11 protein-coding genes are annotated in these 13,837 nt (G+C 45.8%); 7 read left to right on the top strand and 4 right to left on the bottom strand.

Annotated elements, in window-relative coordinates; translation table 11 throughout:
- Nucleotides 1-131 precede the first annotated feature (131 nt).
- Nucleotides 132-2,048 carry a monovalent cation:proton antiporter-2 (CPA2) family protein gene (locus ACJB0T_RS00600; RefSeq protein WP_479290006.1) on the bottom strand — a complete coding sequence of 639 codons (1,917 nt, stop codon included), beginning with the start codon at nt 2,046-2,048 and terminating at the stop codon, nt 132-134.
- Nucleotides 2,045-2,683 (bottom strand): NAD(P)H-dependent oxidoreductase, encoded by a 639-nt coding sequence (locus tag ACJB0T_RS00595; protein WP_479290008.1) that lies wholly within the window; start codon nt 2,681-2,683, stop codon nt 2,045-2,047. Before ACJB0T_RS00595 ends, ACJB0T_RS00600 begins: the two co-directional genes overlap by 4 nt.
- 149 nt (nt 2,684-2,832) lie before the next feature.
- Between ACJB0T_RS00595 and ACJB0T_RS00590 the strand changes: the two genes are divergently transcribed.
- The 5 genes from ACJB0T_RS00590 (at nt 2,833) to ihfA (ending at nt 8,530) form a co-directional block, all read left to right on the top strand.
- Nucleotides 2,833-3,306, top strand: a complete 474-nt coding sequence (locus tag ACJB0T_RS00590; RefSeq protein WP_479290010.1) for a GNAT family N-acetyltransferase — start codon at nt 2,833-2,835, stop codon at nt 3,304-3,306.
- Nucleotides 3,307-3,470: 164 nt separating this feature from the next.
- Entirely contained in the window at nt 3,471-4,169 is a 699-nt protein-coding gene (locus tag ACJB0T_RS00585; protein WP_479292243.1) for a class I SAM-dependent DNA methyltransferase, read from the top strand.
- Nucleotides 4,170-4,361: 192 nt separating this feature from the next.
- The gene (gene pheS / locus ACJB0T_RS00580; protein WP_112461716.1) at nt 4,362-5,345 is read left to right on the top strand and encodes a phenylalanine--tRNA ligase subunit alpha; all 984 of its coding nucleotides are present in this window, start codon (nt 4,362-4,364) and stop codon (nt 5,343-5,345) included.
- An 18-nt stretch (nt 5,346-5,363) separates the two neighbouring features.
- Complete coding sequence (gene pheT, locus ACJB0T_RS00575) at nt 5,364-7,769, top strand: phenylalanine--tRNA ligase subunit beta (protein WP_479290012.1); 2,406 nt, start codon at nt 5,364-5,366, stop codon at nt 7,767-7,769.
- Between the two features lie 467 nt (nt 7,770-8,236).
- The gene (ihfA, locus tag ACJB0T_RS00570; protein ID WP_006074250.1) at nt 8,237-8,530 is read left to right on the top strand and encodes an integration host factor subunit alpha; all 294 of its coding nucleotides are present in this window, start codon (nt 8,237-8,239) and stop codon (nt 8,528-8,530) included.
- Between the two features lie 118 nt (nt 8,531-8,648).
- Here the strand turns inward: ihfA and ACJB0T_RS00565 are convergent, their stop codons facing one another.
- Nucleotides 8,649-9,425 (bottom strand): RelA/SpoT domain-containing protein, encoded by a 777-nt coding sequence (locus ACJB0T_RS00565; RefSeq protein WP_479290014.1) that lies wholly within the window; start codon nt 9,423-9,425, stop codon nt 8,649-8,651.
- 231 nt (nt 9,426-9,656) lie between these two features.
- Between ACJB0T_RS00565 and ACJB0T_RS00560 the strand changes: the two genes are divergently transcribed.
- Nucleotides 9,657-10,310, top strand: a complete 654-nt coding sequence (locus tag ACJB0T_RS00560) for a thiopurine S-methyltransferase (protein WP_479290016.1) — start codon at nt 9,657-9,659, stop codon at nt 10,308-10,310.
- Between the two features lie 97 nt (nt 10,311-10,407).
- Here ACJB0T_RS00560 and ppsA read toward each other — a convergent pair whose 3' ends face one another.
- A complete protein-coding gene (gene ppsA / locus ACJB0T_RS00555) occupies nt 10,408-12,795 on the bottom strand; it encodes a phosphoenolpyruvate synthase (protein ID WP_479290019.1) in 2,388 nt (795 codons plus the stop codon).
- A 154-nt stretch (nt 12,796-12,949) separates the two neighbouring features.
- Here ppsA and ppsR point away from each other — a divergent pair, with 154 nt between their 5' ends.
- Nucleotides 12,950-13,783: a posphoenolpyruvate synthetase regulatory kinase/phosphorylase PpsR gene (gene ppsR, locus ACJB0T_RS00550; protein WP_479290021.1), complete on the top strand. Its 834-nt coding sequence runs from the start codon at nt 12,950-12,952 to the stop codon at nt 13,781-13,783.
- The last annotated feature ends 54 nt before the right edge of the window (nt 13,784-13,837 follow it).

Here is a 13,837-nt window from a genome sequence, read left to right as displayed (position 1 = left end):
TAGCTAGCTTTTTTGAATCTTTATCCACGTTGTTCTCTTTGTTTTGTTTCTAATGCTGCGAGTAAAGGTTAGGGCAAATAAAACAATAAAGACGGGCAATGTGCCCGTCCTTGTATTGAACAGACCTTTAATTACGACTCTTCAAACTTGTCGGCGTAGCCTTTTGGAGGTGGTGTCCAGCCACGCTCGCGAGAGTGTTTGTCGTTGCGATCAATTTGCATCGCGTCCTTAATAAAACCCTCTAGTTCTATAAACAGATCACGGTAGTTATTATCATAGCGCTCACCCTCAGCGCCACCTTTCCACCCCTCGTAGAGATGGTCTGATTGTTTATCTTCAATGACTTTGTACGTGGTTTTTTGTTGTTCCACAAAGAAAGGATGGAAGCCTAAACAATTCATCGTTTTGGCACCAAGTTCTAGTGCCGAATGATAGGTTTCTGATTCAATATAGTCCGCACCAGCTTGTCTGAGTTGGTAGCCATGTCCACGGTCGAACGCTCTTGCGAGAATTTTCACGTGAGGGTACGTATGTTTAACATACTTTACAAGCTCAATACTGGCTTCTTGATTGTCAATGGCGACGACGAGCAGTTTTACTTCCTCGATCCCTGCGGTATGAAGAATGTCAGGTTTGGAGGCATCACCAAAGAAGGCTTTGGTACCAATTTGGCGCATGTTATCAACTTGGTCAGCTCGAACATCCAATGCCACCGTACTCACGTCATTGGCGACGAGCAGTCGGTTAACAATCTGTCCAAAGCGACCCATGCCAGCAATGAGTACACTACCACGTTCGTCAACCGTGTCCGCCTCTCTGTCGTTACTCTGTTTTTCGTAGCGGGGCAGGATGACTTTATCAAACAAGATAAATAGGCCCGGCGTTAAGAACATGGAGAGTGCGACGACCAGTGAAAGCGTCTGTGCAATGTCATTCGGCAATACATGGTTGTGTACCGAGAAGCTCAAGAGTACAAAACCAAACTCACCCGCTTGCGCCAAGCTTAATGTAAACAACCAGCGAGCACTGTTTTGTATTTTGAATATCATGGCTAAGAGGTAGAGGACGGCTGCTTTCAACAGCATGACACCGAGAGTTAACCCAATAATAACAAAGAAGTCGTTAAACAAGATTTCAAAACTGATGCCGGCACCTACAGTGATGAAGAAAAGCCCTAACAATAAGCCTTTGAATGGGTCGATATTAGACTCAAGCTCGTGTCTGAACTCACTGTTTGCCAGAACAACACCCGCAAGGAACGTACCCAGAGCAGGAGATAGACCCACTAAGCTCATTAATGCGGCAATCCCTATTACCAACATTAACGCCGTAGCGGTAAAGATTTCCCTAAGGCCAGAAGATGCAACAAAGCGAAATAGCGGACGGCTTAGAAAATGCCCGCCAACCACAACCACGGCGATAGATGCAGTAATTACTAGGCCATAGGCCCAACCTGGTAAGCCTGCGACCAAACTTATCTGCTCATGATGTTCTGCGGCTTGGTCAACAGCATTTTGGGCTTGCTCAACCAACTCAGGAATCGCTAAAAGCGGTATGAAGGCAAGCATTGGAATGACGGCAATGTCTTGGAATAGCAACACAGAAAAGGAGCTTTGGCCACCTTCAGTTTTTGCTAAGCCCTTCTCATGGAAGGTTTGCAGCACGATAGCGGTAGAAGAGAGCGCGAAAATAAGGCCGATAGTTAACGAAATGCTCCATGTTTGTCCGAGCGCTAATGCTATAGCCATGACAGCTGCAGCTGTGCCACCTACCTGAATCCCCCCTAGGCCAATAAGCTTGTGTCGCATCCCCCAAAGCATTTTGGGCTCGAGCTCTAAGCCAACCAAAAATAGCATCATCACGACACCAAATTCAGCAAAGTGTTGAATGGCGGTTGTTTCTTCACCAACCAGTCCGATGATTGGTCCGATGACAACGCCTGCAATCAAGTAGCCGAGAACAGAGCCTAGGCCAAGCCGTTTAGCGATAGGTACGGCAATGACGGCGGCAATCAAATAGACGAATGCTTGTAAAAAATACTCGGTCATGACGTTCCCTCATCAGATTCAACAGATGGCTCTTGAGGCCAATAGTGATTGAGTTTTTCCATTGGCATGGCGTGTTGGGTATCGAATTTATCTTCGACGAGCAGGGTGAGTAACTCACGCCAGCGTTCCCGATGTTCTGGTATGCGTCGCTCTTCTTGTGCCGTGCGAGAGCCAAACAGGCACAATGGAGGAAGGTAGGTCATGCCTGTCAATGTTGCAGTCTGCTCTAGTGGCTGTAGTAACTCTCTGATTGTGAAATGGTTGTAACCATCAGTTTGATACGCTTCCGCTTTACCGCCAGCTGAGATAGCACAGAAGAAAGTTTTTCCATGCAGGGCAGTGCCGTCTTGACCGTAAGCAAATCCATATTCTAGGACTAAGTCTTGCCATTCTTTCAGAATAGAGGGCGTTGAATACCAGTAGAGAGGAAATTGGAAGATGATGACGTCATGGTCAAGGAGTCGCTGTTGCTCTTTATCAATGTTGATGTTGTACGTGGGGTACTCGTAATAGAGATCCACCGCGGTCACGCCCTTGACGGATGTGGCGTCTCGAAACATGGGAGCGTTGACTTCAGATCGGCGCTGTGAAGGGTGAGCGTAAAGCACAAGAACTTTTTTGTTATTTTCGGGCATAATAGCTTCCGCTTGACGTTTTCTATGAGTCTTAATATTTAGTACACAACAAGCTATTTTTCAATTGGTTACCATCTAGTGACCGGGCAAGGCTTTTACCTAGTAATGGCTGGATGTTTTCATGACAGTTTACGTGATAAGGAGTTGTTTTGAGCAAAATTACTATCCGACCAGCAACAACCCATGATGCTCGGTGGCTACTGAAGCTCTATCAACAAACAATTCGCACTGTAAATCGCAAAGATTACAATGAGGTGCAGGTTAATTGCTGGGCTCCGTTAGACATGAAAATAGAGGTGTTCGAGCGCTATATTGGTTCAAAACAGCCGTTTGTCGCGACAGACGGTGAACGTATTCTAGGTTACAGCGATTTACAGCCAGATGGTCTCATTGATCATTTTTATTGCCATCATCAATCCCAAGGGCAAGGTGTTGGCCGTGCTTTAATGAGCGTTATTCATGAAAAGGCAGCTGAGATGACCTTACCCAAGCTTTATTCATATGTAAGTATCACGGCCAAGCCGTTTTATCTTCATTTCGGATTCAATGTCGTTAGAGAAAATGAAGCAAATGTTCGTGGCGTAAGTTTGAAAAACTTTCTGATGGAAAAAGAGATTGGATGATGATTCTATAATTTAAAGTGAAATCGTTAATATAAGGATATGCTTCGTTTAGTTTGGCGCGGTTAAGATTAAGTAATATCGCGTTGTCAGCCATTGACGAGTAAAAATGTGAAAGGTAGATTGCCCGCGATTACCATAGTTGATAAATGTGAAAGTTGGAGGCTCTGATGGGTGAGATGTACACCAAGCATGCGGACAAATATGCCGAAGCGATTGAAAACAATGCATATAATGCACTTTATGAACGTCCATCTACACTCGCGCTCGTCGGTGATGTGAAAAACAAGCGGGTTCTTGACTTAGGTTGTGGTCCTGGCGTCTACGCGGAGCTCTTCGCGAAGCAAGGTGCAACTGTCACGGCGATTGATTTATCAGAGGAAATGGTCGCGTTGACCCAACGTCGCCTGGGTGACGCTGTCACATGCTATTCGCAAGATTTGACAGAAGGCTTACCGAATGAAGTCAGTGATCAGTATGACGTTGTTGTTTGCCCACTGATGATTCACTACTTAGAAGATTTGGTGCCTTTGTTTTCAGAAGTGCAGCGTGTTCTGAAAACGGGGGGAACCTTTGTTTTTTCTACTCACCATCCGATCATCGACTTTGAAGACGATGCCTTCAATAACTACTTTGATGTAGAACGTATTACTGAGCACTGGGATACCGTTGGTGAGCCCGTGGAGGTTTCATTCTTTAGACGTTCATTAACGAACTTATTTGATAGCTTATCTGAAGCCGGTTTTATTTTAGACAAGTTTTCTGAAGGTAAGCCTGCGCCCGAGATGCAAACGCTGGCTCCAGAGACTTTTGAACGACTATCTCGTCGTCCAAACTTCATTTTCATCCGAGCTCAAGCCAAATAATCGCCTCTAGAAAACCGCGATTACTCATCGTTTCCTGCTAGTTTTTCATCAAAAGGGCAAAAAACGTGTTTTTTTTGCCCAATAACCCGTTCAATTTACAAATCAATTTGGCATTGGCGGCGGGTTTTATTAGTATGTACAGCTATCAAAAAACACCCTTATGGATACTACCGGACGGTAGACGAGGAAACGATGCAACATCTAGAAGAGATCATTGCTAACGCGGGCACAGCGATTGACGCTGCAGACTCGCTAGTCGCACTTGACGAAGTGCGTGTTCAGTATCTAGGTAAGAAAGGTGAGCTAACGGCTCAACTTCAAAGCCTAGGTAAACTACCACCAGAAGAGCGCCGCAGTGCTGGTCAAGAGATCAACAAAGCAAAAGGCGTGGTTCAGCAAGCTATTGCAGCACGCAAAGACGCACTACAACGTGCAGAGCTTGAAGCGAAGCTAGCGGCAGAAACTATCGACGTAACCCTACCAGGTCGTCGTATCGAGAACGGCGGTCTACACCCAGTTACTCGTACTGTTGAGCGTATTGAAAAGTTCTTTGGTGAGTTAGGCTTTAGCACTGAGTCTGGTCCTGAAATTGAAGATGCATTCCACAACTTTGATGCACTAAACATTGCAGAAGATCACCCAGCTCGTACTGACCACGATACCTTCTTCTTCAACCCTGATCTGATGCTACGTACACACACGTCTGGCGTACAGATCCGTACGATGGAAAATGGCAAACCACCATTCCGCTTCATCGCACCGGGCCGTGTTTACCGTAACGACTACGACCAAACACACACGCCAATGTTCCACCAAGTGGAAGGCATGCTGGTTGACGAAAATGTTAACTTCGCACAGCTGAAAGGTATCCTGCACGATTTCCTAACTAACTTCTTCGAAGAAGATCTTGAAGTTCGTTACCGTCCGTCATACTTCCCATTCACTGAACCTTCAATGGAAGTGGACGTAAAGCGTAAAGATGGCAAATGGCTAGAAATCCTAGGCTGTGGCATGGTGCACCCAAATGTACTTCGCAGCGTAGGCATCGACCCTGAAAAATACTCTGGTTTTGCATTCGGTATCGGTATCGAGCGTCTAGCTATGCTCCGTTACGGCGTAAATGACCTACGTTCGTTCTTCGAGAACGATCTACGTTTCCTAAAACAGTTCAAGTAATCCAGAGGGTTCATCACAATGAAATTCAGCGAATCATGGCTTCGTGAGTGGGTAAACCCTTCAGTATCTACTGACGAGCTTACGCACCAAATTACAATGGCTGGCCTAGAGGTAGACGACGTACTGCCTGTAGCGGGCTCTTTCACTGGCGTTAAAGTAGGTAAAGTGGTTGAGTGTGGTCAGCACCCAGACGCAGACAAACTACGCGTGACTAAAGTTGATGTTGGCGCCCAAGACGAAAATGGCGAAAAGCAACTGCTAGACATCGTTTGTGGCGCTCCAAACTGTCGTGAAGGCCTGAAAGTAGCAGTAGCAACGGTTGGTGCTGTTCTTCCAGGCGATTTCAAAATCAAGAAAGCAAAACTACGTGGTCAACCTTCACACGGTATGCTGTGCTCGTTTACTGAGCTAGGTATCGATGTTGAATCTGACGGCATTATGGAACTGGCTGAAGACGCAGTAATCGGTACTGATTTCCGTGACTTCCTAGGTCTTGATGACGTAACTGTTGACGTTGACCTAACTGCAAACCGCGCTGACTGTTTCAGCATCCGTGGTCTTGCTCGTGAAGTTGGCGTTCTAAACCGTGCTGACGTGACAGCACCAGCGGTTAACCCTGTTGAAGCATCTATTGCTGATGTGGCGTCTATTGAAGTTAAAGCAACGGAAGCGTGTCCTCGTTACCTCGGTCGTATCGTTAAGAACGTGAACGTTCAAGCTGAAACACCACTATGGATGCAAGAGAAACTGCGTCGTTGTGGTATTCGTTCAATCGACCCTGTTGTAGATATCACTAACTATGTGCTTCTAGAGCAAGGTCAGCCAATGCACGCGTTCGATCTCGCTAAGATTGAAGGTGGTATCGTTGTTCGTATGGCAGAGCAGGGCGAGAAACTGACTCTTCTAGACGGCACTGAAGCTGAACTAAACGCAGACACACTTGTTGTTGCAGACCACAACAAAGCACTCGCTATTGCGGGTATCTTTGGCGGTGAAGAGTCTGGTGTAACAACGGAGACTAAAGACGTGCTTCTAGAGTGTGCGTTCTTCGCACCGGACCACATTCGTGGCCGCGCTCGTAGCTACGGTCTTCACACAGATTCTTCAATGCGTTTTGAGCGTGGTGTGGACTACGCACTGCAAGTCAGCGCAATGGAGCGTGCAACTGAGCTTCTAGTTGAAATCTGTGGCGGTGAAGTAGCACCTGTCGTTGCTGTTGAGTCTGACGCTGATCTTCCTAAGCCAAACACAGTTGAACTGCGCCGTACTAAGCTAGATTCACTTCTTGGTCACCACATCGCTGACTCTGAAGTTGTTGAGATCCTAGAGCGTCTAGGTTTAACAGTAACGACAACCGATACAGGTTGGACGGGCGTTGCACCAACATGGCGTTTTGACATCGCAATCGAACAAGACCTGATTGAAGAAGTAGGTCGTATCTACGGTTACGATAACATTCCAAATCAACACCCTGCTGCAACACTTAAGATGCACAACCACGTTGAAGCGAATCTTCCGTTGAAACGCGTACGTGATCTGCTTGTTGACCGTGGCTACCATGAAGCGATTACCTACAGCTTCGTTGAGCCAGAGCAGCAGAAGCTTGTTGTGCCAGACGTTGAGCCACTGATTTTGCCATTCCCAATCTCTGCGGATATGTCAGCAATGCGTCTTGGTCTTATTCAAGGCCTTCTAAATACGGTTGTTCACAACCAGAAGCGCCAACAACCACGTGTTCGTCTATTCGAATACGGTCTGCGTTTCATCCCTTGTGAAAGTGCTGAAAATGGCATGCGCCAAGAGCCTATGCTTGCAGGTGTGATTGCGGGTACTCGCAGCGAAGAGCATTGGGACATTGAAACCAACACGGTTGATTTCTTTGACCTAAAAGGTGACCTAGAGGCGATTCTAGAGCTGTCTGCAAACGAGAAAGCTTACTCATTTGCTGCAGCAAAACACCCAGCACTTCACCCAGGTCAATCTGCAGCAATTGTTGTAGATGGCAAAGAGGTTGGTGTCATTGGTACTATTCACCCAGAGCTTGAGCGCAAGTTCGGTCTAAACGGTCGTACTATCGTATTCGAAGTTGAATGGTCTGCGATCAACACGAAAGTGATTCCAGAAGCGGCTGGACTTTCTAAGTTCCCTGCAAACCGTCGTGACATCGCTGTTGTTGTTGATGAAGCAGTAGCTTCTGGTGACATCGTTGCAGCTTGCTTAGAGCAAGGTGGCGAGTTCTTAAAAGACGCGAAATTGTTTGACGTTTACGTAGGTAAGGGCGTTGAGGAAGGTAAGAAGAGTCTAGCGATTGCTTTGACTCTACAGTCTCTAGAGCGCACACTTGAAGATGCAGATATCGCAGGTGCGGTAGACGCAATTGTTACCCATATTTCTGAGAAATTTGGTGCATCGCTTCGTGACTAATCGCGATTAGCGTATCAACGTGAATTGCCTGAAAAAGCGAGTTACTGAAAAGTAACTCGCTTTTTTTATATCTCAATATAATAGGGAAGAAAAACCCAGTTTCATATCGAAAATATATTGCAACTCGCTGTTTTTACACAATAAATTACAACTCATCTGCATCAAGGTCACTATTTTCAATTTTGTTTATAACTTTATTAAAGTCTAATTTAACTCTGTCCTTTGGAATAAAATTCTGTGTAAATGTTTCTGGGTAATCTATATCTCTAAAATATGCTGAAAATCCGATAACTTGCTAAAACTTAAAGCAAAATCCTGACATAGTTCTGAAATAAAAAAGTTGGCGAAAATCAGAAGGTTGGCTTACACTTTTCAAAGTTGGCCTGTTATGTTGTTGATTGGTCGAACGAAATCTTAAGCGTTATCACTGCGATAACAAGGTATGAATTAGCTTTGAGGGGAGTTTTATGGCGCTCACAAAAGCCGATCTGGCTGAGAACCTATTTGAGAAACTCGGATTCAGTAAAAGGGATGCCAAGGAAACGGTAGAAGTGTTTTTCGAAGAAATTAGAAAATCACTTGAAAGTGGCGAACAGGTAAAACTGTCGGGTTTTGGTAATTTTGACTTGCGTGACAAAAATGAACGTCCGGGTCGAAATCCCAAAACTGGTGAAGACATTCCCATTTCCGCTCGACGCGTAGTGACATTCCGTCCGGGTCAGAAACTGAAGGCTCGAGTCGAAAATATCAAAGTAGATTAATGTCCTACTGTTAAACAAAAAGACCACCTAGTGTGGTCTTTTTGTGGTTTAGGGGTTAGGTATTTAGGGGATATCGGACGCTAAGTCATTGCTCTAAATGCGTTTAATCAAGAGCGGACTAGGCCGCTCGAATGTTGGTCGTAATGTAAGGTTGCCAAGCGTTTTGATACAGCTCCATTGATTGGCGTCGTAGGCTGGCGATTTGTGCAGTCTCAAACTCATTAAGTGCGCGGCTTTCAGCGGCGGCTCTACGCTCAATTCCTTGAACGATTTCATACAAATCGTGCTCAGGTCCACTTTTAACATCTGCGATGTCTTTAAGGTGCAGTTGTACTTCAGCGATAATTCCGGTCTTAGGTAATTTAACCAAGATATTGAGGTCACGATATCCAGACGCTGCTGGGCTTTTGAAGCGGTTTTTAACCCTTACTACCTGAGCTTCACGGCTAAGCGCTTCATAAGCGCCTACAAGGCTTTCAACGTCTTGAGCGACGATAGTACCTCGAGCCAGATCTGTGATTTGATTCACCTGACCGTTGAGCTCGGTGTCAATCTTCACTTTTGCTCGCTCAGCAGATTTTACGCCTGCAAAGTAGGCATCGGTGTCAGTCAGTAGGGCGGTGGTTTTACAAAGCGCTTCTAGCTCATGTTGAGCCTGGTGGGCTTTGCTGTACAAGATGTCAAAATCGTTATGGGGTTGGAAGGCAGCGCCTTGAATAGCATCAATGCCGTACAAGCCACTAAGACTGTGTTTGAATACAGATGGACAAACTTCGTTTTGCTCTTGCTTTCCTTTTGTTGGGGTGGAATCGGATTGATTAAGCGTGGCCGCAAATGCAGGTGCGCGGCTGAGTACCAATAGCATTAGTGCTGCAGTACGAAGAAACGTGCTCATTCTCTCTCCTAGTTACGTTATAAAAACGGGTACAAAAAAGGCGTTAACGCGCAGGAGTGTTGCTAATCATAATATGGGGTTCCTTATGGAAAACCCAACACAAACTGTGTAACAGAGTTTGTAAACTGTGATGCCTATCGCTTAATAAAATCTACGCGAATGGGTGTGACATTTTGTCTGCACTCTGTAAACTCTACGTTAACCATTATCTACAGCGAATATGAATGATAAATGAACGATTTTGAACTTTGGCACGACAAGTGGGCTGCAAACAAAATAGGTTTTCACTTGGAAGATGTGAACCCGTTGCTTATTAAGTATTGGGAGCGAGTATCCCCAAGCCGTGACGAGAAGGTCTTTGTCCCTCTTTGTGGCAAGTCAGAGGATTTAGTTTGGTTGGCGCAGCGTCACGATGACGTACAAGGCGTCGAGCTGAGTCAAATTGCGGTGCGTTCGTTTTTCTCAGAGCATTTTTACACGCCGATGGTCACCCCAATCAATGGTCAGTTTGAGTTATATCAGTTTGATGAGCTGAACATTTATGTCGGTGATTATTTTACCGCGCCGATTCAGCCGGTAGAGTTGATTTACGATCGCGCAGCGATGATTGCCATGCCTGAAGAGGTGAGAGCGCTCTACGTTGAAAAGCTAAAACAAACGCTGAAACCGGGCGGCCGTATTCTTCTTATCACATTGGACTATATTCAAAGCGAGATGACAGGCCCACCATACAGCGTACCTAGCACAGAAGTGATGAAACATTTTGGTGATGACTTTGATGTGACCCTGTTAGAGCGTGAGGAAGCAGACAGCAATCACCGCCGTATTCAGCAAGGGTTAACTCGATTTTCAGAAGAAGCTTGGCTTATTACCCATAAAGGTTAATAAAAGTGGACACGGGATGTCATCCCAATAAATGAATACAAAAATGCCAGAGCGAGTGCTCTGGCATTTTCTTTACCACAGTGATGATATTCAGTGGTTACTTAGCTACGTTACCCAGCTTCAGCCACGTATCGATCACTGTATCTGGGTTAAGTGATACCGAGCTAATACCTTGCTCCATCAGCCATTCAGCTAGATCATCGTGATCCGATGGACCTTGGCCACAAATACCAACGTATTTGCCTGCTTTAGTCGCTGCGTCAATCGCCATTTTCAGCATGGCTTTCACAGCAGGGTTACGCTCATCAAATAGATGCGCTACGTCGCCAGAGTCACGGTCAAGACCAAGCGTTAGCTGAGTCATGTCGTTTGAGCCAATCGAGAATCCATCGAAGTACTTCAAGAACTCATCAGCAAGAACGGCGTTTGATGGTAGTTCACACATCATGATGACCTTAAGGCCTTGCTCACCACGACGAAGGTCGAACTTAGCAAGTAGGTCGATAACTTGTGCCGCCTCGCTTGGTGTACGAACGAATGGGATCATGATTTCAACGTTTTTCAGACCCATTTCATCACGAACACGCTTGATCGCTTGCGTTTCAAGTTCAAAACAGTCTTCAAACACAGGAGAGATGTAACGAGAAGCACCACGGAAACCAAGCATTGGGTTTTCCTCATGTGGTTCAAACTCTTTACCGCCCACTAGGTTGCTGTACTCGTTTGACTTAAAGTCCGACATACGAACAATCACACGCTTAGGCCAGAACGCTGCCGCGATGGTTGAAATGCCTTCAGTCAGCTTGCTCACATAGAAGTCGATTGGATCTTGATAGCCGCGAATACGCTGAGTGATCTCGGCTTGCAGCTCAGGAGACTGCTGATCAAAGTTCAGTAGCGCTTTCGGGTGAATGCCAATCATCTTGTTGATGATGAACTCAAGACGTGCAAGACCGACACCTTCGTTAGGAATTTGAGCGAAGTCGAACGCACGATCTGGGTTGCCCACGTTCATCATTACTTTTGTTGGAAGCAATGGTAGCTCATCGACAGCAGAGCGGCGGATTTCAAAGTCCAGCTCACCTTGATAAACGTAGCCCGTTTCACCTTCAGAGCATGACACAGTAACCACCGCACCATCTTCTAGACTATCTGTCGCATTACCACAACCAACGATAGCTGGAATGCCAAGTTCACGAGCGATGATCGCTGCGTGACAAGTACGGCCGCCACGGTTGGTCACAATCGCCGCTGCTTTCTTCATCACTGGTTCCCAATCTGGGTCAGTCATGTCAGTAACCAGTACGTCACCTTCTTGAACTAGCGACATTTGATCCAATGAATCAACAAGACGAACTTTACCAGTGCCAATGCGTTGACCGATAGCACGGCCTTCAACTAACACATCTGCCTTGTTGTTTAGTTGGAAACGTTCAATGACGTTTTGTTCGCTTTGAGAGCACACGGTTTCAGGACGAGCCTGAACAATGTACAGCTTGCCGTCGATGCCATCTTTTGCCCACTCAATGTCCATTGGACGTTGATAGTGCTTCTCGATGATCATCGCCTGTTTCGCAAGCTCTTTGATCTCTTCGTCGTTTAGAGAGAACTGGTTGCGCTCCTCATCAGACGTATCGATGATATCGACTTGTTTGCCAATCTCTTGGTTGTCAGAGTAAACCATCTTGATTTGCTTAGAACCAAACGTCTTCTTAACGATCGGCGCTTGACCTTGCTCTAGTAGTGGCTTGTGAACATAGAACTCGTCTGGGTTCACGGCACCTTGTACTACCATCTCACCTAGACCCCAAGCCGAAGTGATAAATACCACTTGGTCGAAGCCAGATTCAGTGTCCAAAGTAAACATAACGCCTGAAGACGCTTTGTCTGAACGAACCATTCGTTGGATGCCCGCTGATAGCGAGATACCGCGATGGTCAAACCCTTGGTGCACACGATAGGAAATCGCTCTGTCGTTAAACAGAGACGCGTAGACATGCTTAGTGGCTTCTAGAACCGCATCAATGCCTTTTACGTTCAAAAAGGTTTCTTGTTGACCCGCAAAGGAGGCGTCAGGAAGGTCTTCAGCCGTTGCGGAGGAGCGCACTGCGACAGAAAGCTCTTCATTGCCTTCGATGAGTTCTTGATAGTTAGTTCGAATATCCTGCTCTAAATCAGCAGGGAAGGGGGCTTCTAATACCCATTGACGGATGGTCGCGCCTGTCTTACGCAGTGCGTCAACATCATCAACATCAAGTTCGTCTAATAGCCCGTGAATGCGCTCATCCAATCCTTCGAAATCGAGGAACTGGTTGAAGGCATAGGATGTTGTCGCAAAGCCGTTTGGCACTGAAACACCCGCATTAGCAAGATTAGATACCATCTCGCCAAGCGAAGCATTTTTGCCGCCGACCTTATCGACATCGTCCATTGACAGACCATTAAACCAAAGGGTGTTGTTTTGCATGTCTTTCTCCAGAAACATTGCAGCTGTAGGATATAGCAAACGATTACGTATTCAGTGAAAAAATAGTTAACTATTTTTACAAACTGTGGGGGAACGTGATTGAATGCTAGGGTTTGTTATCGATATTATGTAAAGCATCCTACTTAAATTAATTTGAAAAATTAAATAAAAAATGAAAAATGATAGTCAAAGTCGTGACGTATTCTACGTTTCTGACGGTACAGCGATTACTTGTGAGACATTGGGGCACGTAGTGCTCGGTCAATTTCCATTCAAAGCCAAAGAAAAGACATTTCCCTTTGTAGAGAGCGCTCATAAGCTTGATGAACTCATTAGGGAAATTAATCAATCCTATGAACGTAATGGCGTGAAACCTTTGGTGTTTTTCTCCATTGTTGTGCCTGAAATTCGAGCAGGATTACTAGAGTCACAAGCGTTTTGTTACGATGTGTTAGAAAGTCTGGTGGCTCAGGTTAAAGCGGATTTACAATTGGAGCCTAAGCCAAAACTTCAGCGCTCACACAGTGTTGGCAAGGATTCTGCGAAGTACTTTGATCGCATCGCGGCGGTTGAATATACCCTTGCGCATGATGATGGCGTCTCGCTTAAAAACCTTGAGGAAGCCGACCTGATTTTACTGGGCGTGTCTCGCAGTGGTAAAACACCAACTAGCCTATATCTTGCAATGCAGTTCGGTTTGCGAGTCGTGAACTATCCATTTATCGATGATGATATTAAACGCTTGCGCCTAATGCCGGAGTTTGAAATCCATCGTCATAAGTTGTTTGGCCTGACTATCAACCCAGAGCGCCTCACAGAGATTCGTGAAAACCGCTTAGCAGGAAGTGAATACGCCAGTACCGAGCAATGTCTGCAGGAGCTGGCGAGTGTTGAAGCGTTGTTTAGGCGCGAAGCGATCCCTTATATCAATACAACGTCACTGTCGGTGGAGGAGATCTCAACGAGGGTATTAGAGCGAGCTGGATTGAAGCGTCGGGTATTCTAAGAATAGAGAACCCATTTCCAACTCTAAAAGTTACCGATGACAAGACTTCAAACA

Source organism: Vibrio sp. CB1-5 (assembly GCF_059412285.1).
Note: the sequence above shows the minus strand (reverse complement) of the source record. Positions and strands in the feature narration are given on the sequence as shown.